The 24,717-nt window shown below is 59.2% G+C and carries 19 protein-coding genes and 2 pseudogenes; 9 read left to right on the top strand and 12 right to left on the bottom strand.

The features are described 5' to 3' along the window. Window positions 1-265 precede the first annotated feature (265 nt). Window positions 266-799 (top strand): annotated as a pseudogene (locus CYD26_RS23460) (integrase arm-type DNA-binding domain-containing protein); the annotation flags it as partial. A gap of 246 nt (window positions 800-1,045) precedes the next feature. Here the strand turns inward: CYD26_RS23460 and CYD26_RS23465 are convergent. The 4 genes from CYD26_RS23465 to CYD26_RS23480 are packed head-to-tail and all read right to left on the bottom strand — an operon-like array spanning window position 1,046 to window position 4,965. After that, window positions 1,046-1,912, bottom strand: a complete 867-nt coding sequence (locus CYD26_RS23465; RefSeq protein ID WP_099774265.1) for a DUF1989 domain-containing protein — start codon at window positions 1,910-1,912, stop codon at window positions 1,046-1,048. 39 nt (window positions 1,913-1,951) lie between these two features. Beyond that, window positions 1,952-2,623 (bottom strand): GntR family transcriptional regulator, encoded by a 672-nt coding sequence (locus tag CYD26_RS23470; RefSeq protein ID WP_099774266.1) that lies wholly within the window; start codon window positions 2,621-2,623, stop codon window positions 1,952-1,954. Next, window positions 2,620-4,119: an amino acid ABC transporter permease/ATP-binding protein gene (locus CYD26_RS25735; RefSeq protein WP_102053797.1), complete on the bottom strand. Its 1,500-nt coding sequence runs from the start codon at window positions 4,117-4,119 to the stop codon at window positions 2,620-2,622. The genes CYD26_RS23470 and CYD26_RS25735 overlap by 4 nt, the downstream gene beginning before the upstream one ends. Before the next feature lie 15 nt (window positions 4,120-4,134). After that, on the bottom strand, window positions 4,135-4,965 hold the full coding sequence (locus CYD26_RS23480; RefSeq protein WP_102053798.1) for an ABC transporter substrate-binding protein: 831 nt from the start codon (window positions 4,963-4,965) through the stop codon (window positions 4,135-4,137). A gap of 870 nt (window positions 4,966-5,835) precedes the next feature. Between CYD26_RS23480 and CYD26_RS23490 the strand changes: the two genes are divergently transcribed. Continuing rightward, complete coding sequence (locus CYD26_RS23490) at window positions 5,836-6,558, top strand: sulfite exporter TauE/SafE family protein (protein ID WP_099774269.1); 723 nt, start codon at window positions 5,836-5,838, stop codon at window positions 6,556-6,558. Between the two features lie 123 nt (window positions 6,559-6,681). Here the strand turns inward: CYD26_RS23490 and CYD26_RS23495 are convergent, their stop codons facing one another. After that, complete coding sequence (locus CYD26_RS23495) at window positions 6,682-7,248, bottom strand: helix-turn-helix domain-containing protein (RefSeq protein ID WP_099774270.1); 567 nt, start codon at window positions 7,246-7,248, stop codon at window positions 6,682-6,684. Between the two features lie 123 nt (window positions 7,249-7,371). Between CYD26_RS23495 and CYD26_RS23500 the strand changes: the two genes are divergently transcribed. Then, window positions 7,372-8,286 carry a DMT family transporter gene (locus CYD26_RS23500; protein ID WP_102053799.1) on the top strand — a complete coding sequence of 305 codons (915 nt, stop codon included), beginning with the start codon at window positions 7,372-7,374 and terminating at the stop codon, window positions 8,284-8,286. Between the two features lie 68 nt (window positions 8,287-8,354). On the opposite strand, the gene CYD26_RS23505 is transcribed toward CYD26_RS23500, so the two are convergent. The 5 genes from CYD26_RS23505 to CYD26_RS23525 all read right to left on the bottom strand — a co-directional run bounded on the left by CYD26_RS23505 (window position 8,355) and on the right by CYD26_RS23525 (window position 12,374). Then, on the bottom strand, window positions 8,355-9,116 hold the full coding sequence (locus tag CYD26_RS23505; protein WP_099774271.1) for an SDR family NAD(P)-dependent oxidoreductase: 762 nt from the start codon (window positions 9,114-9,116) through the stop codon (window positions 8,355-8,357). Window positions 9,117-9,193: 77 nt separating this feature from the next. After that, entirely contained in the window at window positions 9,194-9,973 is a 780-nt protein-coding gene (locus tag CYD26_RS23510; protein ID WP_099774272.1) for an amino acid ABC transporter ATP-binding protein, read from the bottom strand. Beyond that, a complete protein-coding gene (locus CYD26_RS23515) occupies window positions 9,966-10,628 on the bottom strand; it encodes an amino acid ABC transporter permease (protein WP_102053800.1) in 663 nt (220 codons plus the stop codon). The genes CYD26_RS23510 and CYD26_RS23515 overlap by 8 nt, the downstream gene beginning before the upstream one ends. 12 nt (window positions 10,629-10,640) lie before the next feature. Beyond that, window positions 10,641-11,282: an amino acid ABC transporter permease gene (locus CYD26_RS23520; protein WP_102053801.1), complete on the bottom strand. Its 642-nt coding sequence runs from the start codon at window positions 11,280-11,282 to the stop codon at window positions 10,641-10,643. Window positions 11,283-11,480: 198 nt separating this feature from the next. Next, window positions 11,481-12,374 carry a transporter substrate-binding domain-containing protein gene (locus CYD26_RS23525; RefSeq protein ID WP_102053802.1) on the bottom strand — a complete coding sequence of 298 codons (894 nt, stop codon included), beginning with the start codon at window positions 12,372-12,374 and terminating at the stop codon, window positions 11,481-11,483. A gap of 201 nt (window positions 12,375-12,575) precedes the next feature. Between CYD26_RS23525 and CYD26_RS23530 the strand changes: the two genes are divergently transcribed. Beyond that, window positions 12,576-14,072 (top strand): PLP-dependent aminotransferase family protein, encoded by a 1,497-nt coding sequence (locus CYD26_RS23530; protein ID WP_102053803.1) that lies wholly within the window; start codon window positions 12,576-12,578, stop codon window positions 14,070-14,072. A gap of 89 nt (window positions 14,073-14,161) precedes the next feature. On the opposite strand, the gene CYD26_RS23535 is transcribed toward CYD26_RS23530, so the two are convergent. Next, window positions 14,162-15,484, bottom strand: coding sequence for an aspartate aminotransferase family protein (locus CYD26_RS23535; protein ID WP_102053804.1), 1,323 nt, complete (start codon window positions 15,482-15,484; stop codon window positions 14,162-14,164). A gap of 298 nt (window positions 15,485-15,782) precedes the next feature. On the opposite strand from CYD26_RS23535, the gene CYD26_RS23540 reads away from it, so the two are divergent. The 5 genes from CYD26_RS23540 to CYD26_RS23560 all read left to right on the top strand — a co-directional run bounded on the left by CYD26_RS23540 (window position 15,783) and on the right by CYD26_RS23560 (window position 22,541). Then, entirely contained in the window at window positions 15,783-16,574 is a 792-nt protein-coding gene (locus CYD26_RS23540; protein WP_102053805.1) for an aldolase, read from the top strand. Between the two features lie 120 nt (window positions 16,575-16,694). Further along, window positions 16,695-18,458: a type I secretion system permease/ATPase gene (locus CYD26_RS23545; RefSeq protein WP_102053806.1), complete on the top strand. Its 1,764-nt coding sequence runs from the start codon at window positions 16,695-16,697 to the stop codon at window positions 18,456-18,458. A gap of 1 nt (window position 18,459) precedes the next feature. Further along, on the top strand, window positions 18,460-19,773 hold the full coding sequence (locus CYD26_RS23550) for an HlyD family type I secretion periplasmic adaptor subunit (RefSeq protein ID WP_102053807.1): 1,314 nt from the start codon (window positions 18,460-18,462) through the stop codon (window positions 19,771-19,773). Next, entirely contained in the window at window positions 19,770-21,155 is a 1,386-nt protein-coding gene (locus tag CYD26_RS23555; protein ID WP_371917262.1) for a TolC family protein, read from the top strand. The genes CYD26_RS23550 and CYD26_RS23555 overlap by 4 nt, the downstream gene beginning before the upstream one ends. Window positions 21,156-21,839: 684 nt before the next feature. Then, window positions 21,840-22,541, top strand: a complete 702-nt coding sequence (locus CYD26_RS23560) for a response regulator transcription factor (protein WP_065760677.1) — start codon at window positions 21,840-21,842, stop codon at window positions 22,539-22,541. A gap of 202 nt (window positions 22,542-22,743) precedes the next feature. Here the strand turns inward: CYD26_RS23560 and CYD26_RS23565 are convergent. Continuing rightward, a pseudogene (locus tag CYD26_RS23565) lies at window positions 22,744-24,717 on the bottom strand (hypothetical protein); the annotation flags it as partial.

Here is a 24,717-nt window from a genome sequence, read left to right on the forward strand (position 1 = left end):
CTGAACCGCCGTGTACGGAACCGTACGCACGGTGGTGTGAGAGGACGGCGGGTGTGAACTCGCCTCCTACTCGATTTGCGGTATATCACTCGACTTTTATCCGGATCGCCTTGGGCGGCGAGATGAGGCTGGCACAGTCAGCCGTAACGCCTCACTAGCAGCAGACAATCCAGAACGGCCGTTGTTTTAGGCGATTCGCTTTTTCGGTAGAGCGAGGTGGAGCACGAGACGAGCATTTGGCCTCTGACAGGTTCAGGAGGTCACCATGGCACTCTCGGAGATGGCGATTCGGCATGCCCGAGTTACTGGCAAGGACTACACACTAGCGGATAGCGACGGCTTGTTTCTCGGCGTCACGGCTCAAGGCGTGAAGATCTGGCATTTCCGCTACTACTGGGCCGGTCGGCGGAAGCGCATGTCGTTTGGTAGTTATCCGCAAGTTGGCCTTCGCGATGCGCGCACACGGCGAGATGAAGCAAGAGTACTCATTGCTCGAGGCACCAATCCGTGTGAGCAGCGCCAGGCAGTCCGCCTCTCCAGTGACCATACTTTCGAGACCGTATTCAATCAGTGGGTCGCCTTTCGCCGCCTGAGTCTCAAGGAGGGGAGGCAGAGTACGCTGTCGCAAATCTTGCGCATCTTCGCCAAGGATATTTTGCCCTGCGTCGCTGAGCGCTCCATCTACGACATCAGCCGTCAAGTGCTGATGGAGGTGCTGGATCGTATCGAGTCTCGCGGTGTGTTTACCACGGCGGAGAAGTGTCGAACCTGGCTCAATCAACTGTTCCGCTATGCACTGAAGTGCTTGCGATTTTCGAAGCACTGCCCGCGTTAGATAATTGGGAAGTGTGTCGCATGCTGAGCGAGCCTCATGCCAAATTGGGCGGAGATGCTCCGAGCAATGTTGTAAAGTTCGAAAATTTTGATGAGCTATTGAGCCTGGTAATTTCCATGTGCAAGAGACGAAAATGCCCGCAATAGTGATTTGCCGCGAGGGGCAGCTATCGACGCGTAGCTGCCCCTCGTGGAGTATACCTAGATATAGCTATTGACCGATCCCATGAGTTCGATCGTATCCACTGACACCAGGCGCGATCCACCCTTCAGGCCGCTGCTCTGCTTCGTAGATTTCCACCAGTAGTGGATAGCATTTCGCGGTGTCAGACGAGTGTTCGGCTGAGCAGTCACCGCCGGGGCAGGCAGAAAGGCAGCCAAGCAGGTCGATTTCTGCAAAAAATTCGAGATAATCGCCAGGTTGCACTGGGCTGGCCTTCATGAAGTATTGGCCCGTGTCGCGGGTGAATCCGGTGCACATGAACACGTTTAGAACATCATGCACATGTGTCTCGGCGTCATGCGGTGCTAGTCCTGTTGATGCAGACAGCGCGCGGGTCAGGTTGGAATGACAGCAGTAGTGATATTGACCACCATGACTGAGTAGATTATGGGTGTAGGGATCGCAGCGCGTACCGATCACGTCGTGGACTGAGCCGCCGTATTCATCAAATCCATACCAGTCGAGCGTGTCATGGGTGATGGTCGCCATGGGGCGCAGATTGGGAAAGCTGGAGAACAACTGATCGCCGACTCCCAGGTGTGTACCATTCAATGCTCGGGTCTTGCCCGTATAAAACCGCTCTGTGAGGTCATGTTGGTTGAAGAGGTTCAGATCGCCGACCTGCGGCCCTTCAGTCGAGACAATGCGAAAAAAATATCCCGCTGGAACGGTGAAAGTTGCTGCATCGCGGGCCGGCACCATTACGGTTCTGACATGCTTGAGTCCGTCGCGCAACGCGCGGTAAGTGCCGATGTCCGGACGGGGTAATGTCTCGACCGGGTAGCAGAGTACCGGCTTGATTGACTTGCGCTGTGCGGCGTCATTCGGGGCCTTGGATAGAGGTGTGGGCTTCATGCGCTTCTCCTTTGGGGTGTGCGTGGCCATGTCTGTGGGTTACCCACGGGTAGGGTGGCTCAGTAGGTCGAGCAGGGCATGCTCGGAATCGTCTAAGTAACGAGTCATGGCTTCGGCTGCCTCGTGGCGGCGGCCAGCAGCAAGTAGGTCGTGGATCTCGCAGTCTCGTTCCAGCCATGGGCGCTGGAAGTTTTCTTCGTCAGGGGCCACGGCGAATACCAGACGCATCTGCGCGGCGATGTTGGTGAAGAAAGCGTCCAGCAGTGGGCTGCTTAACAGCCCGACGATGTGCTGGTGAAAGCGCAGGCTGTGGGTGCCGAAGGCCTGCCAGTCTTCGCGGTCGCGGGCCAGCTCGGCTGCCTCGATAGCGCCGAGCATCGAGTCGGATTGGTACTCGCGCAGTGGCTTGCTGCCTAGGATTGCCTGGATCTCCAGAGTGCGGCGCACCAGGAACAGATCGCGCACTTCAGCCAGGCCTATGCGGCGGACCATCACGCCCTTGTTGCGCACGTAGCTAGTCAGTCCCTCTCTGCCGAGTTGGTGCAGGGCCTCTCGCACGGTGTTGCGCGAAGCGTTGTAGCGGCTGGTCAGCTCGGCTTCAACCAGGGCCATGCCGGGCAGCAAGCGCCCACCAATGATGTCCTCGCGCAGTTCGCAGGCCACCTGGTCCGCCAGCGACAACACTTGCACTGTGGGGAGTTTGTTGTTCATGCCAACTGTACGTCCTTCAAGAAGCGCCCCATGCGTTCGCTGCGGTTGTCGAGCAGGTCGCGCGGTGCGCCGGCCTGGACGATTTGTCCGCGCTCCATGAACACCACGCGGTCGGAGACTTGGAAGGCAAACTTCATTTCGTGAGTGACGATAACCATGGTCATGCCTTCGCGGGCCAGCTCTTCGATCACCTTGAGCACGTCGCCTACCAGTTCCGGATCAAGGGCCGAGGTGGGCTCGTCGAACAGCATCACCCGCGGGCGCATGGCCAGTGCCCGGGCAATGGCCACACGCTGTTGCTGGCCGCCGGAGAGTTGGTGCGGGTATTTACCAGCGTGATCCCGCAATCCCACCTTGGCCAGCAGCGATAGGCCCAGGGTGCGCAGTTCGGCCTCATTGGCGTGCCTGTGATGGCGTGGTGCGAGCATGACGTTCTCAAGTACAGTCTTGTGTGGGAACAGGTTGAACCCCTGGAACACCATGCCGACCTGGACGATTCCTTCCAGGTGCAAGCGGCTGGACAGGCTGCCGCCGTCTTCCAGGCGACCACGCAGGAACGGCCTTCCGCACAGTTCGACCTGGCCGCGGTCGAGGCTTTCCAAGCCATTGAGGGTGCGGATGAGGGTGGTCTTGCCGGAGCCTGACGGACCGATGATGGAAACTACCTCGCCGAAGCGGATGTCCAGGTCGATACCCTTGAGCACTTCGAGCTCGCCGTAGTGCTTGCGTGCTCCCAGTACTCGCAGGGCGAAATCACCATGGCGCGTGGCCAGAGGGGCGGTCGGCAGGTGAGCGTGGCTGTCCGGGACGGGCCGGGGGGTGCGCTGGCTGACGTCCAAGTGGCGTTCCAGGCGTTTGAGCAGGTAGCTGAACACCGTGACGATCAGCACGTAGTAGAACGCGACCGCCAGCATGGTTTCCATTACTAGAAAATTCTGGGTATAGAGCTGTTGGCCCACCAGCAGGATCTCCGACAGCGAGATCACCGACACCAGTGACGTCAGCTTGACGATGGTGATGTATTCGTTGGCGAGTGTCGGTAGTGCCACCCGAAGCGCCTGAGGGATCACGATCAATCGCTGAGTGCCGGTGTAGCCGATACCCAGTGCCTTTCCAGCCTCGAGTTGGCCTTTGGCCACGGCCAGTAGCCCGCCCCGATGAATTTCCGCGATATACGCCGCTTCGCTCAGCACCAAGGCGATCAGGCCTGCCGCATAGGGGTTGGAGAGCAGCACGCTGGTCGCTGGGAATATCTGGGGCAGGTTGTAGACGAAGATCAGCAGCACTAACAGCGGAAGGCTGCGGAAGAACCAGATGTACAGCGCTGCGGCGCGGTTGACGATGCTGTGGCGCGACTGTCGGGCCAGGGCGAGGATAAAGCCCAGTACGATGCCCGCCAGCCAGGTTTCGACGCTCAGTTCGACGACCGTGCCGACCGCCTTCCAGAAGTCACCGTTGACCAGAAGGCCTGCGGTGTAATGCCAATCAAATTGCATGCTGTGTGCTCCGGGTTACTGCGAAACCGCTTGAGGGCCCTGGCCCAAGGCCTGGGCAACGTCGGTTGGGCTGGGTTCGCCCAAGTTGTAGCGGCTGAGTAGAGTCTGGTAGTCGCCGCTTGCTTTCATGGCGGCCAGGCCTTGATCGAGTTGCTTGAGCAGCGCGTCATTGCCCTTGCGAACGGCAAGGCCGATGACCACTGGGTAGATCAGCGTCTGTGAGCTGAGGGTGATACGACCCTTGAGTTTTTCAGCGGTGATGGCGGCCACGGCAGCGTCTTCGAACTGCACGTCCACGGCCTTGGCTAGCAGGGCCTGAGCGGCTTCAGGGGAGGTCGGGAATTCGCGGGAGTCGATCGGCGCCTGGCCGTTGGCCTGGCAGTAGCTTTTGGACAGAGCCATCAGCTTGGGAATCCACGAGCCGCCCTTGATCGAGCCGACGCGCTTGCCGCACAGGTCTTCGGGGCGCTGCGGGCGGAAGCTGTCGTCGGCACGCACCATCAGCGAGGCGCCACTTTTCAGGTAGGGCACGAAGTCCACTTGAGCGGCGCGCTCAGGGGTGACGTACAGGGCCGAGGCCACCACATCGAACCGGCGTGCATTCACGCCCATTACAAGGTTGGCGAAGCGGGTGTCATGGAACTGTGGCGTGAGCTTGAGCTGCTGACCGAGCTGGGTCATGAACTCAGGGTCGAAGCCGGCTGGCTTGCCCTCGGCAAGGTAGGTGTAAGGCGGGTAGGTCAAGTCTGAACCGATACTCAGGTGCTTGGGCTGCAAGGTGCCGTCGGCGGCGTGCGCGGTGGCGACGAGAGTCAGGGTGAGGGTTAAGGCTACTGCGCGAGACATGGGGGACGCTCCACTTATGATTGTTCAACAATCGATGTGGTTTGTATTATCAATATTTGTGCCATAGCTGAAATTTTTGGCATGTAAACTTAGTTCGTCTTGCAACCTGCACCAAAAAAGCCCAGAAGTGTTACGCGCAGAAACAAAATGGCGCGTGTGTCGTTTCTCAGAAACATCTGAGAGAGCGAATGGGTAGTATCTCTGCGGTATCACACCATACGTCCATATTCACCCATCGCCTTCCCGCCCGAGTGAGCTAGGCCACCGGGCTCGCAGCACTTCGAGCAGGGCGAATGCGGTGCTGCCCTAGGCGCAGATCAACAGGCGCCATCGCTGCATGCCACGTCAGGTGTGGTGCAGCGTTTCACGTTCGGGCAGGGGGCTGGCTTTCAGTGCCTAGAAATCATTGACGTTCAGGGTCCACTCCGAAGCAACAACGCTGAGGTGCTGCTGGCAGCGGCATTGGCTGGAAAGGGGGATCGTATTTTTTCCTTCCTGGCTATTCAGCAAAGAGTGCTTCAGGAACAAAGAGTTGATCCGGCTTCTGCCCGAATGGGAAGGCTCCGTGGAGGCGATGCCAAGTCAAATACACCTGATATCCCCCGAGAACCGGCTTCGCTCGCGAAAAGTGTGATTGGTTTGGGATTACTTTCTGAACGCCATTGGCACGCCTCCTTACTGGGATGACTTGGAGTGACAGCCTGGCTATGCGCGGGCGCTTATCCAGCGCTAACCCGGCGTACGCCCCTATACAGCGTCAACGTCGTCCGCTCGGCGCCGTTGGCTCAGGTTTTGGCTGCAACTGGCCCTGTCGAGTAGCAGGCTGTCCCCTTAGAGTCCTGCAAATGACTTCTGTTGGGATGGGGCCGCATGTTCATGTTTCTGTCGTTCTTCGCTGGCGTGGTGCGCGGTTACAGCGGGTTTGGCTTTGCCATGGTGCTTACACTTGGCCTGCTGACCCGCCTGGCTCCGGCCCAGGTAATCCCTGTGGTACTGATGCTAGACCTGGTGTGCAGCGTCAGTCTGTGGCCAGGGGCGTTGAAGACCCTTCATACCGGGGTTGGTGCTCGTTTGATTGTCGGGATGTTGCTGGCGGTGCCGCTGGGTGCCTTGGCCTTGGCCAGGCTTCCTGAGCAATGGATGGCTCCCGTGGTAGCCGGGTTGTGCTTTCTGGGGGGGGGGCTGGTACTGATCAAGCCCCCCGTGCACAAGGTGTCGAGGGCATTGGCGACCCATTGGGCCTTGCCTGCCGGTTTGGCATCTGGGCTGGTCACGGCCATGGCGTCTGCCGGCGGTCCTCCACTGGTGGTTTATCTGCTGCGCAGCGGCTTGTCGACAGCGAGTGTGCGGGGAACGGCTATCGTGTTTTTCGCAGCCAGCAGTGCTTGCGCCCTGGTCAGTCTGTGGTTGCTGCATGCGCTGAGCCGCGACCAATTGAGTCTCGCTGCGACATTACTGTTGCCGGCGCTGGCGGGCAATCTGATGGGTCAATGGTTGTTCCGCCGCAAACCCATGTCACTGCAGCTGGTGATCGGCGTGCTGCTGGTGCTGTTATCTGCGGCGACGCTGATCAGTCATTTCATCTCTGCATAACGCACTGAGGCAGTAAAGCCCGTGGCGTGTTGACGGCCCGGCACAATCTGGCGTTTCCCTCAACGGTCTTGAACGACCGCAATTAGCAACCAGACCTGGCCAAGTCGGGCTCAGCAAACCGCTTCAGCTATGCTCGATCAGCATGACCGCAAGGGTGTTCGACTCCAGCGCCTCAAACACATGAGGCTGATTCGCCGGATATCTCATGTAGTCCCCGCTTCGCAGAAGCGTTGGTCCACTGGCCGGGCCAGCATAGGCGCAGCCCTGACAAACAAACACATGTTCAAAAGTACCCGTCGGGTGCGCCTGGGATCGATGTGGCTGGCCGGGCTGAGCGATCACCCGGTACATGTCACGGCGTACACCCGGCGGGCAGTCAGCCAAGAGCGTTGCTGCGTATTCGGCATCGTCCGCGATGACAGGCGATCCTTCCCCTGCACGAATCACTGTTACCTGTTGCACAGGCTGCTCGAAAAAGCGCGTGACCTGAATGCCCATGGCTGTGGCCAGTGACCATAACGTTTCGATGCTGGGGTTGCCGGATCCTGATTCCAATTGCGAGAGCGTGGACTTCGCGATGCTGGCGCGGCGGGCGAGATCGCTTACTGATAGTCCCGCCTGCAAACGTTCGCGTCTGATCGCATTGGCGAGGAGTGTGATGGGGGTAAGATCGTTCGTTATATCGGTCATTTGTTCGTTATGAATTGACTTGACTGGTCTGTAGCGGCCATTATGGCATCCGATTGTTCGTTTTGGTGTACTGCGGTTGTTCATCATTCCATGAATGACCGTGCGCAAACAGGATGTTGCAGAATGAAGACCCACTCGCGTGGAACCCTTGAAATGATTGCCGCCATGTCCATTTCCGGCACCGTCGGGTGGTTTGTGGTGCAGTCTGGCCAGTCCGCTTTGTCGGTGGTGTTCTGGCGCTGCCTGTTCGGTGCTGGCGTCATGAGCTTGGCCTGCTGGTGCCTGGGCGTCTTGCGCAATGTTCGGGTGACGCAGCGGCAGTGGGGCTGGATGCTGCTAGGCGGTGTAGCGCTGGTCTGCAACTGGTTGCTGTTGTTCAGTGCTTACGATCAGGCATCCATTGCCGTTGCCACGGTGGTCTACCACACCCAGCCGTTCATGCTGGTGGCGTTGGGAATACTGCTGTTCGGCGAACGGCTTTCGACAACCGGGGCAGGGTGGTTGATGCTGGCTTTCCTCGGCATGCTGCTGATTGTTTCCTCCACGTCTGGCGCAGTGGGCGAACATTACCTGACGGGTGTCGCGCTTGCCCTGGCTTCGGCCTTTTTCTACGCGATCGCTGCAATCATCGCCAAGCGCCTGAAGGATGTGCCGCCACACCTGATTGTGCTGGTGCAACTGCTGGTCGGCGTAACCATGCTCTGGCCTTGGGCGCATATGCCCGATGCGACTGAACAGGCGCAGACGTGGGCGTATCTGATTACCATCGGGGCGGTACATACCGGGCTGATGTCGACACTGCTGTATGGTGCGATCCAGAAAATTCCTACCGCGCTGATTGGCTCCCTGTCATTCATCTATCCGGTGGTGGCCATTCTGGTCGACTGGGTGGCTTTCGACCATGCGCTCAGTGCTCTGCAGTTGGCGGGTGCGGTGGCCATCCTGCTGGCTGCTGCCGGGATGAACCTCGGGTGGGGTTGGCCCAAGGGCGGCAGGCCAAGGCGGTCGTCAGAGGGCGGGCCTGCTGCCCGGGCATGAGTCGCACCGGAGCAGCCAAACCCTCGGTGCGTTGTCTTGCGGTGCCCGGCACAACCTGGGCATTTCCCTCAGCTGTCGCGATCGACTGCAAATGGCGACCAGGCCTGGCGGCTCGGCATGATTTCCAGACGGTTGATGTTGATATGGTCGGGCAGGGTGCAGACGTAGAAAATCTGCTCGGCAATGTCCTCGGCCGTCAGCGGTGTTGTGCTGCTGTACAGGGCATCTGATACAGCCTGGTTACCTTTGGTGCGCACCAGGGTGAACTCGGTCTCGGCCATGCCCGGTGCAATGTCGGTGACCCGCACGCCGGTGGCGATCAGGTCGCAGCGCAGGTTGTAGCTGAACTGTTTGACGAAGGCTTTGCTCGCGCCATAGACGTGGCCGCCCGGATACGGCCATTCGCCGGCCACCGAACCGAGGTTGACGATGCTGGCGCCTTTGCCGGTTTCCAGCAGCTTGGGCAGTACCGCGTGGGTCACGTTGACCAGGCCGGTGACATTGGTGTCGATCATGGTGTGCCAGTCTTCCAGCGCAACGTGCTGTGCGGCTTCCGGCGCCAGGGCTAGCCCGGCGTTGTTGATCAGGCTGTCGATCTGACGAAAGCCTTCCGGCAGGTCGTCGACCATCTGCTGCACGGCCTTGGCGTCACGCACATCCAAGGCTGCGATATGCACCGCAACCTTGCTACCCAGTTCTTCTTGCAGCGCTTGCAGACGCTCCAGGCGCCGGCCGCTGAGGACCAGCGACCAGCCCGCTTCGGCGAAGCGCCGTGCCGTGGCCCGGCCGAAACCCGATGTTGCACCTGTGATGAATGCCACCTTGTTCATGTGTTACCTCGTTGGATTGTATCGAGTGCCCAGCGTGGGGAAAGACGTTGCGACGGGTGCAGGGGTTGTTCGGCCGGTCAGGCCGATAGCTCCAGGAATTTGCGTACCCGTTCGGTCTCCGGGTTACTGAAAAACTTGGTGGGCGGCGCCTTTTCGATGATCAAGCCCTTTTCAAGAAACACCACCTGATCGGACACGGCACGGGCGAACTCCATTTCGTGGGTGACCACAATCATGGTGTAGCCCTCGCGGGAGAGATTCTTCATGACCGTCAGCACTTCGCCGACCCGCTCGGGGTCGAGGGCCGAGGTCGGCTCGTCGAACAGAATCACCTCCGGGCTCATGGCCAGGGCACGGGCAATCGCAACCCGCTGCTTCTGCCCGCCGGAGAGGGTGAAGGGGAAGGCATCTTGCTTGTCGGCCAGCCCGACTTTTTCCAGTAATTCAATGGCGATCACCCTGGCTTGCTCCTTGGGCATGCCTTTGACGTAGATCGGTGCCTCCATGACGTTCTGGATGACGCTCAGGTGCGGCCACAGGTTGAAGCCCTGAAACACCATGCCGGTCTTGGCGCGCAGGGTAGCCAGCTCCTTGTTGTTCATCTTGCGTCCGGCCTGTTCATTGACGCCGATACGCTGGCCAGCGATATGAATGGTGCCGCGGTCGGGTTCTTCCAGCCAGTTGATGCAGCGCAACATTGTGGATTTTCCCGACCCGGAAGAGCCCAGCACGCTGACCACCTCGCCCTTGTTGACCACCAGGTCGATGTCGCGCAAGACCTCGATGTCGCCAAAGCTCTTGGACATTCTCTTGATACTGACTGCGGGTACAGCGGCAGGGGGTGTGTATTCAGACATAGTCGAACCCTCGTTTGGCGCCGAACCGGGCGGCGCGTTTGAGTGCCAGTTCCAGGCAGATGCTGATCAGCCAGTACAGCCCGATCACCACGAAAAATGCCTGGGTTGGAATGAAGTAGGTCGATTGCACCGAGTTGGCTGCTGCTGTCAGCTCCTGCACGGTGATGATGGTCAGGAAGGCGGTGTCCTTGAGTGCGATGATCAATTGGTTGCCCAACAGCGGGCGGGTCTTGATCACCAATTGCGGCAGGACGATCCGCAGGTAGAGCCGCAAGGGTGTAAAACCATGTGCCTTGGCGGCTTCCACGTAACCTTCGGGCATGATCAGGCGGCTACCTCGCAGAATTTCGGCGAAGTAGGCTGCGTGGTAGATGATCAGCGCCAGCAGCCCGGCGGTCCATGCACTCAGGCGCAGGCCCAGTTGTGGCAGCCCGTAGTACAAGAGGTAGGCGAGGATCAGGAAGGGGAGCGTGCGCATCAGGTTGATCAGCAAGCGCAGTGCTTTGGACAGGGCGCTGTCGTCCTCCAGTTGGTAGACCAGCACGCAGCCGAGCACGAAGGCGCAGATGATCGAGAGGCTGAACAGCCCCAGTGTGGCGATCAAACCGTTGAAGAAAACCTCGCGGGCGTCCCAGAGAATGCTCCATTCAGTCATGTCGATGGCTCCTTACATGGCCAGACGGTTGGCTTTCTTTTCTGCCATTGCCTGCAGCTTGAGCAGGACGCTGATAATCAGCATGTACAGCAGTGCGGCGGCAAGGATGGGGGGCAGTGGCTCGTAAGTTACCGCTGAGATGCGGTTGGTCACGCGGGTCAGGTCGACAATGCCGATAACGGCGATGGCCGGGCTGCCCTTGATCAGGAACGACATTTCATTGACCAGACCGGGGAGGCTGCTACTGATCATCTGCGGCAGCATGATGCGGCGGAAGAACACCCGGCTGGTCATCCCGCAGGCCAGGGCCGCCTCCTTTTGCTCGCGGGAAAAACTGAGAAAGGCCGCTCGCCAGATCTCCGCATTGAAGGCGGCGGTATTGAGGGTCATGGCCACGATCGCGGCGGTGTTGCGGTTCATGTTGATGCCGAAGGTCGGCGCCGAGAGAAACAGAAACAGTACAAAGGTCACCAGCGGGGTGGCACGGGCCAGGCTGATATAGAGAACCAGTAGTTGATCGACAAAGGGAATTCTGGCCATGCGCACCAAGGCGATGCCCAGCCCTAACATGACACCAATGGCAATGGCGATACCGGAGATCCAGAGGGTCGTCCAGGCGCCTTCGAGTAGCAATAACCAGGCTTGTCCGTTCATGCCTCAGGTCCTTGAATAACGCGAATTAAGATGGGCTCTGGCAGGGCTTGGCCGGATGGTTATCAGGTCAAGCAACGCCGCACAGGGAGCAAGGGCGGCGAGACGCCAGGTCCTCGATCAGAAACACAAGCAAAACTGGGCCCAGGTGCCTCGCCCGGCCGTTCAAGGCAGGGCGGGCATTGGTTGATGCACAGTGACTCACTGCATGCCAGCGAGGGTATGGAACTGTCCGACATCGGTGATCGGCGCTTTCGGCATGTCCGGGAATGCCTCTCCGAACCATTGGGTTTGCAGCGCTGCCAGACGACCATTGGCACGGATGTGATCCATGAAGCCAGTGAGGAAAGCCAGCAACTCGGGGCTGCCTTTGGGCACCGGCCAGGCGGCGAACCCAGCCCCTGACACTGCGATGCCCTTGGCGAACGTGTCGCCACGGGTTTTCACCAGGTCATTGACGGAAATCAGGGCGTTGATCGCGTAGTCCAGCCGGCCGTTGGCCAGGTCGGCGTAGACCTCCGGATAGGAGGGGTACTCCACCACCTTGCCGATTTCGCAGCCTTGCGCCGCCATCATTTTCTTCAGCTCCGGCAAGCGGGCCAGCAAGGCACTGCCGGCCTGCAGCCCGACGGTTTTGCCGCACAGGCTGGCAATGTCGCTGAGGCGCGTGTCATCGGCGCGCTTGACATAGAAGTGCTGGGCAGAAGCAAAGGGCGGGGCGAAGTTGAAGACGCGCAGGCGCTCGTCGGTCACCAGGGCGCCAGTGAAGGCCAGGTCGTACTGACCTGAGGACACCGAAGCGAGCAGGCCCGTCCAGGGCAGGATGTCTTGCTTGACGTCGAACTTCTGTTCTTTGGCGTAGGCCTTGAGTTCGACGAGCAGGTCCTTGTGGAACCCCTCGGGCTTGCCGTCGACGATGAAGTTGAACGGTGCATAGTCGTCTTCAGTTGCCACGCTCAGGAAGCCTTTGCTTTTGACATCTGCAAGGTCTGCCTGGGCGCCAAAGGAGGCTGACAGCACCAAGGTAGCGAGGGTCATCTTACGCAACAGACCCAGGGACTTGGCTGAGATCGAATCCTTGCTTGAGTGCTTCATGTGTGGTGCTCCAATTGTCAGAAGGGGGTGAGCCTGACCGCCTTCGCCCAGGGGTCTTGTGCTGGCCTGGACTCAACCATAGTGAGGCGCTCCGGCGCAGCGATAGGGGCAGTTCGGTGCATTCGACTGGCCAGCCAACAAGGCAAAAAGCATGGCGCGCTATTTGCTTTGGTCAGGGGTCGGTAAGTGAGTGGAGTGGCTATGATCGATCATCTGTTCCACCTGGATTTTGACCAGCAACGAGGCCTTCAGGAGCAGCTCAGAGAGTCGTTGGTGTCGACCATTCTGGGCGGCGGGTTCCCGGCAGATGAGCCGTTGCCGTCCTGCCGAAAGTTGTCCCAGCAGTTGTCGATTTCCCGCAATACCGTGGCGTTGGTGTACGAAAGCTTGCTGGACAATGGTTACCTGGTCAGCCGTCCGCGTAGCGGCTATTACCTGCACCCTGATTACTGTGGGGCCGAGTTCGACGAATCCTTGTTGTGCTTCGCGCCTGGACGCCAACGGGGTGGTTGCGACGATGGCAGCAGTGAGCGCGCACCGGATTGGGCCGCCCGTTTCAAGATGCTCCCCAGTTTGAAGCACGGGGTGTTGCGGCCCAGCAACTGGCCGAGCTTTACCTATCCCTTCATCTATGGTCAGCCGATCCAGGACTTGTTTCCTCTGGAGCGCTGGCGGGAGGTCTCGCGCAATACCCTGCGCGGTGAGCGCGACCAGGGGTGGATGCGCGACCGTTTCGACCGCGACGATGAAATGTTGATTGAACAGTTGCGTACGCGGGTCTTGCCCAAGCGCGGAATCTGGGCACGGCCCGACGAAATCCTGGTGACCTTGGGGTCGCAGAATGCGTTGTACCTGCTGGCGACCCTGTTGATGCGCAATGGCGTCAAGGTGGCCATCGAGAACCCCGGTTTTCGTGATGCCCAGAGTATCTTCGACCTGCAAGGGGCTCAGGTGCAGTTGCAACCGATCGACGAGCAGGGGCTGGTGGTTGATGCGCGTCTTGATGATTGCGAGTACCTGTATGTCACCCCAGGTCACCAGGTGCCGACCGGCATATCAATGAGTGCCCCGCGCCGGGGTGAACTGTTGCGCCAGATCCGCCTTCACGATCAGGTGCTGATCGAGGATGACTACGATGCAGAGCTCAACCTTGACAACCATCCCCAACCGGCACTCAAGGCCAGCGACAGCAACGGTCGGGTGATCTACCTGAGCAGCCTGTCCAAGGCATTCTCGCCGGGCCTGCGTATGGGCTACATGGTGGCTGACGCCGAGCTGATCGATGAACTGCGGGCCTTGCGTCGGTTGATGTACCGTCATCCACCGCTGAACAATCAGCGGATGCTCGCCGAGTTTCTCGCCCAGGGCCATTACGATGCACACCTGAGGCGCTTCCGCGAAGAACATGCCCGCCGTCGTGAGACGTTGCACGAGGCCATCAGTCAGACGCTTGGCATGTGTCGGCCGATTGGCAGCGAAGGTGCCAGCGCTTTCTGGCTGGCAGCCCCTCCCGGTGTAGATACGCAAAAAGTAGCTTGGGCCGCGGCCCAACAGAGCGTACTGATCGAGTCAGGTTCGCAGTTTTTCTTTGATCAGGCACCGCCCGCGAACTTCATGCGCTTGGGCTTTCATGCCATTGATTCCGAGCGAATCCGACCCGGCATTCGTCAACTGGCGCAGGTACTGGAAGGCTTCTGAGCACGACAGGGCGGCATCGGCCGCGCCGTCTCAGAAGTAGGCGTCCGGCAGTCGTCTGGAGGATGCTCTGCCGGGCGCACAACGGTGTATCAATGGGCGTGCCTGGCTGAGAACTCGCCAATCACTTCATCGAAGATCCCCAGTGCCTGGGTGACCTGTGCAGGATTGACGATACACGGTGGTACGACGTGCAAGCGGTTCTCCACGATGAACGTGAGCAGGCCGCGCGCCTGGAATGCCGCTTTCATCTGGGCCATGACAGGGGCGGGCAGAGGTGTCTTGAGCTTCTCGTCGCTGACAAATTCCAGTGCCCAGAACAAGCCGATCCCCCGGGCCTCGCCGATCAACGGGTACTTGTCGGCCAAGGCACGAAGGCCTGGGCCCAGCAGCTCTTGGCCGATACGGCGGGCGTTGTCGACAATGCCTTCTTCGGCCATGACGTCCAGGGTGGCAACAATGGCGGCCATGGCCAGTGGGTGACCGGAATAGGTCAGGCCACCGGGGAAGAAGTGGTTGTCAAAATAATCACAGACAGGTTGGGAAATCATCACGCCGCCAGCGGGAACGTAGCCGGAGTTGACCCCCTTGGCGAAGCAGATCAGGTCAGGCACCACGTTGAAATTGTCCAACGCCAGCCAACTGCCCGTGCGGCCGAAACCGGCCATGACTTCGTCGAGAATCAGCAGCATGCCAAACTCATCGGCCAGGCTGCGCACGCCTTCCAGGTAGCCCTTGGGCGGAACCAGAATCCCGGCGGTACCTGGCACCGTTTCCAGGAGAATGGCTGCAATGGCGTTGGGGCCTTCGCACTCGATCACGCGGCGCAGGTGTTGCAACGCGCGCTGGCATTCCTCTTCTTCGTCGGTGGCGTGAAATTCGCTGCGAAACAGGTAGGGATTGAAGAAGTGCACGTGGCCCCGGGCGAATTCGTTGGGTACCCGCCGAGGATCGCCAGTGGCAACAATCGCGGCACCCGTGCTGCCGTGATAGGAACGGTAGGCCGAGAGAATTTTGTCGCGGCCAGTGTAGAGACGCGCCATGCGCATGGCGTTTTCATTGGCGTCGGCGCCGGCGTTGGTGAAAAAAACTTTACTGAAGTTGCCAGGGGCGTGGGACAGAATGCGTTTGGCCGCCTCGCCACGCATCAGGTTGGCTGTGGCAGGGGCCACGGTCACCAATGTGCCAGCCTGCTCCTGGATGGCGGCAATGACCTTAGGGTGTTGATGGCCGATATTGGTATTGACCAACTGGCTGCTGAAATCCAGGTACTGGCGCCCTTCGTAGTCCCACAGCGTGCAACCTTCACCGCCAGCGATTACCAGCGGGTTGAGGTTGCCTTGAGTGGACCAGGAGTGAAAGACGAATTGGCGATCCAGGGCGTGGACGTATTCGTTGGAAACCGGTTTGTTCATGTTCAACCTCTCGACTTGCGATGATGTGCCCGTGGGTTCACGTGCCTGGCTTCACCATAAAAACAATCGCCGAGGTGCCTGTAGGGCCAGATACGGGGAACCGCCGGGTCAGGGCGCAACCTGCGCACGAGCGGCGCTGGAGAACCGTTTCGCCCTGACGGTGGGCTGCTTTGACAACGCCCGTAAAGGTCGCAGAGACGCGCGGACTGACACGACCAATCCGTCCAACTGTCCCTTGGCGTGCTGGGGAATCTGGCTAGTCTTCCCGGTACCTCTTCATGACTCAGGACCTTCGACCATGGCACACGCTTTTGAAATCAACCGCACGCCCAGTGCACTGGCGCTGGCGGGCACGCTGGACAGCCCAGAGATTCGTCAGACCCGAATCGACCTGGCTGCCTGCTTTCGCATGGCGGCCCGGCTGGGAATGGGCGAAGGCATTTGCAATCATTTTTCCTTCGTACTGCCTGGGCACCAGGACCTGTTTCTGGTTAACCCTTATGGCCTGGCGTTTGCCGAGGTTACGGCCTCGTCCCTGCTGATCTGCGATTTCCACGGTCGCGTGGTGGCGGGAGAGGGCCAGCCTGAGGCCACGGCGTTCTTCATTCATGCCCAACTGCACCGGCTCAACCCTCGGGCGACTGCAGCCTTCCACACCCACATGCCGCACGCGACGGCGCTGTGCATGCTGGAGGGGCAGCCTTTTGCCTGGGCTGGGCAAACATCGCTGAAGTTCTATGAGCGCCTGGCCGTGGACGAGGATTACAACGGCCTGGCGCTGGACGCCACCGAAGGTGAGCGCATCGCCCGAGCGGCGGGGACGGCGGACGTGTTGATGCTGAAGAACCATGGCCCGCTGGTGCTGGGGCCGAGCATCGCCGAGGCCTGGGATGACCTGTACTACCTGGAGCGGGCCGCCGAGGTGCAGCTCAAGGCAATGGCCAGCGGCAGACCCTTGCAGCGTGTACCCCATGAAGTTGCCAGTGCGGCCTGTCGGCAAATGCTGATCGGCAATGCCGAGAGTGCACGCCTGCATCTGGAGAGTGTGAAGCGTCAATTGGTGCGCACGGAACCTGAGTTCGCCGTTTAGGGCCGACGACGGCCCCTGCTGGTCAGTCTTGCGACCCTGGGCGATCTGGTCAATTACCGAACACAGTTGTTCGACATGATCTAAGCTCCTCAAAGGTTGGCTTTACGAGCAGGGGTCTCAATGCGAAGCACACCTGAAAACAGTCTGAAAAGTGCGCTGAAAACCTGTCGAGACAGCTTTGTTTTTGTTGGTTTTGCCAGCTTTTTTATCAACGCACTGATGCTCGTTCCTACCTTCTATATGCTTCAGGTATATGGCCGAGTGATGAGCAGCGGAAGTCTGACGACCCTGGCAATGCTGACGCTGATCATGACCGGGTTGTTGCTCACGCTCGGTTCTCTGGAGTGGGTTCGTTCGCGCATCATGGTACGGGTCAGTACCCGGCTGGATGTGTTGCTCAGCCGCCAAGTCTATAAAGCCAGTTTCAAACGGGCTTTGGACAGTGGCGGCATGGATGCTTCGGCACAGCCGCTCAACGACTTGACGGGCTTGAGGCAGTTTCTCTCCGGTAACGGATTGTTCGCCTTCTTCGACGCCCCCTGGTTGCCGATTTATATCGCGGTGATGTTCCTGTTTCATCCCTGGTTTGGCTGGGTAGCGACAGGCAGTGCGCTACTGTTGTTATCACTCGCATTTCTCAATGAGAGGCTGACGGGGCCGGCACTGGCCCAGGCCAACAAGGAACATATCTGCGCGACGCTCTACACCACGAAGAACCTGCGCAACGCAGAGGTGATCGAGTCCATGGGCATGCTTGAAACCCTGATGGATCGTTGGGGGCGTCGGCAAAGAAACGTTCTGTTGTTGCAGTCCATGGCAAGCGATAGAGGGGCTATTGTCAGTACGCTTTCCCGGACTTTCCGGCTCCTGGTGCAATCACTGGTGCTGGGGCTGGGGGCGTACCTGGCGGTGGACCATCAGGTCGGAGCCGGTATGGTGTTTGCCGGGGCCGTGCTACTGGGGCGTGCGCTGGCCCCCATTGATCTGATCATCGGCAGTTGGAAAGGCTTCATTGCGGCGCGTTCGCAATACCGCCGTCTGAACGACATCCTCGACAAGCAACAGACGCAACCCGAGCGTATGTCTTTACCTCCGCCCCAGGGGCACGTGCAGGTCGAGAATCTGGTTGTCGCGGCACCTGGCTCGAATACACCTATCATCAAAAACATAAGCTTCAGCGTCCCTGCCGGTTGCGTGGTGGGAATCATCGGCCCAAGTGCCGCCGGCAAGTCGACCCTGGTCAGAGCATTGATAGGGGTGTGGGCGCCGCAGCATGGGGTCGTCCGGTTGGATGGCGCGGATATCAGCGCCTGGGACAAACAAGAGCTGGGCCCATATATCGGGTACTTGCCTCAGGACATTGAATTGTTCGAGGGCAGCATCGGCGAAAACATTGCCCGCTTCGCCGAGGTCGACTCGGCAAAAGTCATTCTGGCTGCCAAGACCGCTGGCGTTCACGAAATGATTTTGCTGTTGCCTGATGGCTACGACACTGTGATTGGCAGCGAGGGGGTCATGCTGTCGGGCGGGCAGCGCCAACGCATCGGATTGGCCCGTGCCCTGTATGGCAGCCCGAGGTTGATTGTGCTTGACGAGCCCAACTCCAATCTTGACGACGTCGGTGATCGTGCCTTGGCGGCAGCCATCCAGCAGTTAAAACAGACTGGTGCGACGCTGTTTGTGATTACCCACCGAACCAATATCGTGTCGCAACTTGACCGGCTCATGGTGATGAACGCTGGGGTTGTCAGCCTATTTGGGCCTCGCGACCAGGTGCTGGCCGAACTCAACGCAAGGCAACAGCAGGCACAACGGCATGCCATGCCTGCAGGTGCCAGTGTTGCTGCGGTCGATACCGGCAAGGACGAAGACAATGAATCCTAAGATGCCCGACCGGCAAATTGACAGTCTCGCCGACCTGCCAACGTCGGATCGTAAAGTACGCCGGTTGGGCGTCGTCATTGTCAGTGTGACTTTCGGCCTGTTCGGCACCTGGGCGGCTTTCGCGCCCCTCGACGGGGCCGCTTATGCGCCGGGTGTGGTCACGGTGCAGACTTACCGCAAAACCGTCCAGCATCTTGAAGGGGGCATTGTCAAAGAGGTACTGGCCCATGACGGCGACATCGTCAAACGTGGTGACCCGCTGATCATTCTTGATGATGCCCAACTGCGCTTTGAATACGAGATGACCCGAAGCCAGTTGGTCGCGGCCAAAGCCATGGAGGCAAGGCTTATCGCCGAGCGCGACACGCTGTCGGCGATCGGTTTTGGTGACGTGGTCGATCCCACGAGTTCGCGCGGTATGGAAGCGCGCCAGAGCGAGACCCAGGTATTCAATGCTCGACAGGGCTCGCGGCTGGGCCAGATAGCAGTATTGCGGGAGCGCATCGGGCAGTTGCAGCAACAGGTCAAGGGGCTGGAATCGATGATCGACGCCAAGATGCATCTGGAGAAATCCTACAGCGCTGAAATCGATGAGTTGACGGACCTGCTCAAGCAGGGGTTCGTTGATAAACAACGTCTGCTCGAGCAGGAACGCAAACTGGGGATGCTCAGGTCTGAGGTGGCGGATCACCGTTCCACAATCAACCGTACGCGTCTGCAGATCAACGAAACACAGCTGCAGATTCTGCAGATCGACAAGGATTTCAATGCCGATGTGGTCAAGCAGCTGGCCGAGGTTCAGACCAAGATATACGACTTGCAGGAGAAAACCTCGGCTCTGGAAGACCGGCTCAGCCGTATCGTCATCCGCGCACCCGACGCAGGCATGGTGATTGGCATGACAGTGCACACCATTGGTGGTGTCGTGCGCCCGGCAACGCCACTGCTGGACATCGTTCCATCGATTTCCGAGCTGATCATAGAGGCTCAGGTGACGACGCTGGATATTGACCGTATCGCCATCGGCAAGCGTGCCGATATCCGTTTCAGCGCGTTCAACAGCGCGACCACACCGGTGATCGAAGGCGAGGTCACCGGTGTATCGGCTGACCGGCTGACCAATGAGAAGACCGGGGCCGCCTATTACCTGGCTCGGGTTCGGGTAACCGAGAACGGCGTGCGTACCTTGGGTGAGCGCAAGTTGTTGCCTGGGATGCCGGCGGACGTGTTGATCATCACGGGCCAACGCACGCTGTTGCAGTACTTGATGCAACCGGCTCGCAACGCTCTCTCTCAATCGATGATCGAGGAATGACCGTGGGCACGTCGGCCATTTTGTTGGGTAGTGCGTTCATGGTTGCGGCGGGCGTTGCCTTGGCGCAAACCCCTGCTGTCGTATCGAAAGGGGTCAGTGCCTCGACGTTTTCCACCGACCTTGTACAGCTGTATCGGGAGGCGCGGTTGGAGGATCCGCAGGTACTGGCCTCTTTTGCGCGAGCCCAGGCGGGTCAGGAACATCAGCGCGAGGCCCTGGGAGCGCTATTGCCGCAAGTGTCGATTAATGCAGGGATGAACCAGATTCACCAGGAAAACGACCTGATACAGCAGAGTTACGATAGCGAGAGCTACAGCCTGGTGTTGCGTCAGTACCTCTATAACAAGGCCGCGTGGGAGAACTATAAAAAATTTCAAAGCCTGGCCAAGCAGTCCGAATCGGAAGCGCTGGATGCCCAGGCGGAGGCGACAGTGGAATTGGCGAGGCGTTACTTCACGGCATTGGCGGCAGAGGATGAGCTGGAGTTAGTGATAGCGGAGCGTCTAACCACGCAAAAAAGTCTGGACCGGATCAACGTGTTGTACGAGAAGCAGTTGGCCTTGATTACGGATCAGCTTGACCTCAAGGCCAGGGTGGATTTGCTCGCGGCGCAGGAGCTGGATGCCCGTAACCAAGCCATTATCAGCCGCGAATCACTGGCAGAGATTGTCGGTCGCCCCGTCAAAGAGAGGCTTAATCGGATTCGTGATGACGTGCAACTACAGGTTTCTGCGCAGAGTCTGGAAACCTGGGTTCGCGAGGGAATCGCGTCAAACCCTGCGCTCAAGGCTCGCGAGAGCGGGGTCGAAGCAGCGAACGCCGCGTTACGCAGTGGCAAGGGCGGGCACTATCCGACCTTGAGCCTGAGCCTGAGTGCTCAACAGACCAACGAAGGTTACAACAATTCCCTGACGCCACGTACTGACAGTTATGTTGCGGGCGTTGGCATTCAGGTGCCGCTGTACAGCGGCGGCTCGACCTCGGCGCGGGTCCGTGGGCTCTATCAGGATCAAGTGACTGCCGAGCAGGAACTGGAAGCGATCCGGCGTCGGGTGGTCAAGGAGATCACCAGCGCATACCTCACCGCCAGTTCGAACGGTGAAAAGATCGAGGCGAACCGCCTGGCGTTGGCCTCTGCACAGTTGTCGAGGGTAGCCGCAGAGAAAGCGCTGAACTATGGAATGGTCAATGCCGTCGATGTACTGGCCAGCGTGCGTAACGAGTTTCGCGCTCGGCGTAACCTGCTCAAGACGCAATACGAGTTCCTCAGTAATGTGTTCAGCCTCAATCGCTGGGCGGGAAAGCCGTCGGCCGAAAGTGTCGAAAGTGTGAATGGCTGGTTGAGTCCCCGCAGCGCTGGCCAGGATGTCGTGCGTCCCTGATCTCGCCAAGCCACGACCGTCTCTTGTAAGCACTTTTGTTGGATAACTGTCCCGTTACCCCTTCCGATTCCGATTGAACCTTCACGCTGGCCATCCTTCGCTCAAGCCGACATTCATCCGCACGTTCATGCACGTGGCGTGACGGTTGGCCAGTACAGAGGCGCCGAGCGGCGGCACTGCGCCATGCCCCTACAACCCACATTAAACGCGTTTGCCGTGCCCGTGCGCGTACCCAGGGCCGACCAGAGGGGCTCGTTGAGGCAGGGTTTGACGTTAAATTGACGCCATCGTTTTTCTGTACATTTTCACCCGCCATTCGTCGGTTGATTGACGTTTTTGGGCGGGACAGGCTGTGGCTGCAGGCCGTCGCTGGTGAGCCTAAGGTCTTGATTTTGCGAGGCTAGAGTACGTTTTGAGAGCATCGGTCGAGCGACGTGCATGAGGGGGGAGTCGGTGGCTGGCGGTTAGGTGGGCTGGCAGCATGCCGTGCTGGCCTAGACTCAGTTTACCGGCTTAGGGAGCACATCATCATGCGCAAGCTATTGATAGCTATTCCTATTTGTGTTGTTTCGATGCCGTTGTCCGGCTTATGGATATATTTGCAGCCCCTGCTGGTGCAGCCGGTGGAAGCCCATGCTTTCAAATGTGGGCGGGTACCGTCTTTCAATAGGGGGCAGAAAGAGAATGCCTGAACACAGAAAACCAATACGGGTGATGCTGATCGATTGTCGCCCTCTTGTTCTGATGGGCCTTCACGATTTGATCAATGCCAGAAAGCCTCGGATGGAAGTGAGCGGCCAGGCCACCACCTACACCAATGCGCTGGACCTTGCCGATCAGTTGCGCCCAGACGTTATTTTTTTCAGTTTCTTTCCTGATGCGCTTAACCCGCTGGAGGTTGTCTCGGGGCTCACCCGCAGCGCGGAAATGAAGGTGCTGGTGCTCAAGGGTTTGTACGAATCCATTCCCGTTGCCCAGGCGATAGAGGCGGGCGCACGCGGTATCGTGCTTGCGGAAGACCCGACGGAGTCGATCATCCAGGCCATCATCAAGGTTCACCATCGCAACATCGGGCTGGATAGGGCGTGGGCCGGTGGGCTCTCCGGCTATGCCGCGACCGGGCATATACCCTTGAGATGCAATCTGGAACAGGCGAAACAGGCGCGGCTGACACTGCGCGAGCGGGAACTGATTCGCGCCATTGTGGATGATCCGTCTGCCAAATACATGGGCATCGCCGAGCGCCTGGGCATTAGCGAACACACGGTACACAACCACCTCAGCAACATCTATCAAAAGCTCGATCTCATCAATCGAATCGATTTGCTCATGTACGCAATGAAACATGGGCTCACCAGCAACGGAGAGCCGCCTGAGTCCACGTGAGTGGAGTCGGATTGAGCCTCACGCAAGAACCGCGACCTGAAACGGCTATGGGTGCATGGCGCGCTGCTGTGTTGCCGTTCTTTGTTGTGGTGCTCGAACATCCAGAGTGGGTTCGGCCATGCAGGTCTTGTATTCGATTGCCAGGAAGCAATGCGAGGGTGGTTTCTACGCCACCCTCGCATCCTGTACTGCGCGCAGTACCTCAGGCACCGCCAAACACAATGTCGCTATTCAGAACATCGACTCCGACCAAGGTGATCGTCGTTGTTTGTCCGCCGGACTCGGCAATCGTCACGATGCTGTCTGCACCGGCGTTGTTGATTGATTGGACAACCGCGTTCTGGTCGCCGTTGAGCACCAGCGTGTCTCGGTGGCCGGCGGTCACATCGAAGCCGGTGACCTGATACTGGTTCTCTGTGAGTGACAGATCGACGTTGAAGGCATCACGCGCACCGCTTGTTCCAACCAGCGTGAAGTCGAAGGTGGCGTCGGCCGCATCGTTGGCAAACAAGTCGGCGTTAAAGGTACTCGTCGCCGAGTCCCCGTCCTTGTCGGTCACCGTCGCGTTGAACGTCAGCTTGACATCACTGGCCAGGTTCTCGCTTTCCTGAATGAACTCGATCACCGGTATCTTGATCTCGCCTCGGCCCATCGTCAGTTGAACCGCGTCGATCAGTGCCGTTCCTTCCCTCTCGATGAGGAAGGACACCTGTCCACCGGCCTCCGGTGTCAGGGTATTCACTTCGATGAGGTCAGAGAACGTGCCATCCTCGTAGTAAATCCTGTAGTACAGGTCTTCTGTCGCGGTGTTGTATCCCCCCACGGAGTTGTCGATGAAGACCTTCATTCCCGTTAGCAGGGTCTCTGGGTTGATGACGAAGCTCTCATCGGCAGCGCTGATTGCCGCCAGGTTATCGCCTTGGAACAGGTTGTTGGCAACGCCGATGCCGGATGTGCTGACGTTCATTGCTGCAGGATCGATGTACGACGGTAACGGGTTAGTCTGCAGCGCTGCTTCCGTGGGGTCGTAGGCTCCGAGCCCGATACCGGACAGGATGTCCGTTGTAGACGCAAGCGCTTTTGCCGAGAAGAAGACAATTTCCTCAGATGCAGAAGGAATGGTTGGATCATTTGTCTCCGGAATCAACAGCGTGCGAACCGGATCAGGACCGCCGGCTGCAAGTGAGCCGTCGGCACTGCTGAGCACCACCGTCGAACTGAAGCCCTGAACCAGATCCAGTGCATAGCTGCCATTGGCAAACACGGTCAGCGTGTAGTCGACGCTGGTATCTGCTGTTTGAGCATTGTTGTCAAAGTCACCGGTCAGCGTTCCTGCGAATTGGTACGCGCCATTGGCATCCGGTGAGGGCGATAGCTCGGTGAGCGTGCCGGTCCCGGTCGTTGTTGTGTTGTCTGGCCTGACAAGCGTGAACTCACCGTTCACCAGCGAGACATCCAGACCGGCCGCACCTAGCCCGTCGGCTCCGTCCGACTTATCCCAGAACCCGTATTGTGCAAGGACGCTACCGGTCCCGATCAGGTTGCCGAACGCGAGTGTCGGCGTATCGTCGTCAACGGTGATGACCAGTTTGTCAGCGGCGGCGGTGACGGTGTCGCCGTCCTTGTCGGTGGCCTGCAGCAAGCTGCCCAGGTTGATGGTGATGTCGTTTTCGTCGTTGCCGGCTGCATGGTCCAGCGGCTTGAGCAGGGTGAAGGAGTAGGCACCGGCAGCGGTGAGGCTGAAGGTGAATACATCGACCACACCGGCCTTGGCCGTGAGGGTGTTGCCCACGACGCTGTACACCAGTGCCACGCCGCCGGAGCTTAGCGCTGACAAGCCACTGGTATTACTCGACAAGCCATAGCTCAGCGGTGTGTCGGCACCGGACTGGAAGATACCGGTCACGCTGCCACTGGCGGTGGTCGCCTCGCCAGCAACGTCGCCGGTGCCTCCAGGGATGCCGTTGGTCAGGCCGTCTTCGTCAACGGTGCCCGTGACAGGGGTGCCGGTTGCCGTTGGGGTGTCGTCGTCAACGGTGATGACCAGTTTTTCAGCGGCGGCGGTGACGGTGTCGCCGTCCTTGTCAGTGGCTTGCAGCAAGCTGCCCAGGTTGATGGTGATATCGTTTTCGTCATTGCCGGCTGCATGGTCCAGCGGCTTGAGCAGGGTGAAGGT

It is taken from the genome of Pseudomonas sp. FFUP_PS_473, assembly GCF_002858665.1.
GTDB lineage: Bacteria > Pseudomonadota > Gammaproteobacteria > Pseudomonadales > Pseudomonadaceae > Aquipseudomonas > Aquipseudomonas defluvii.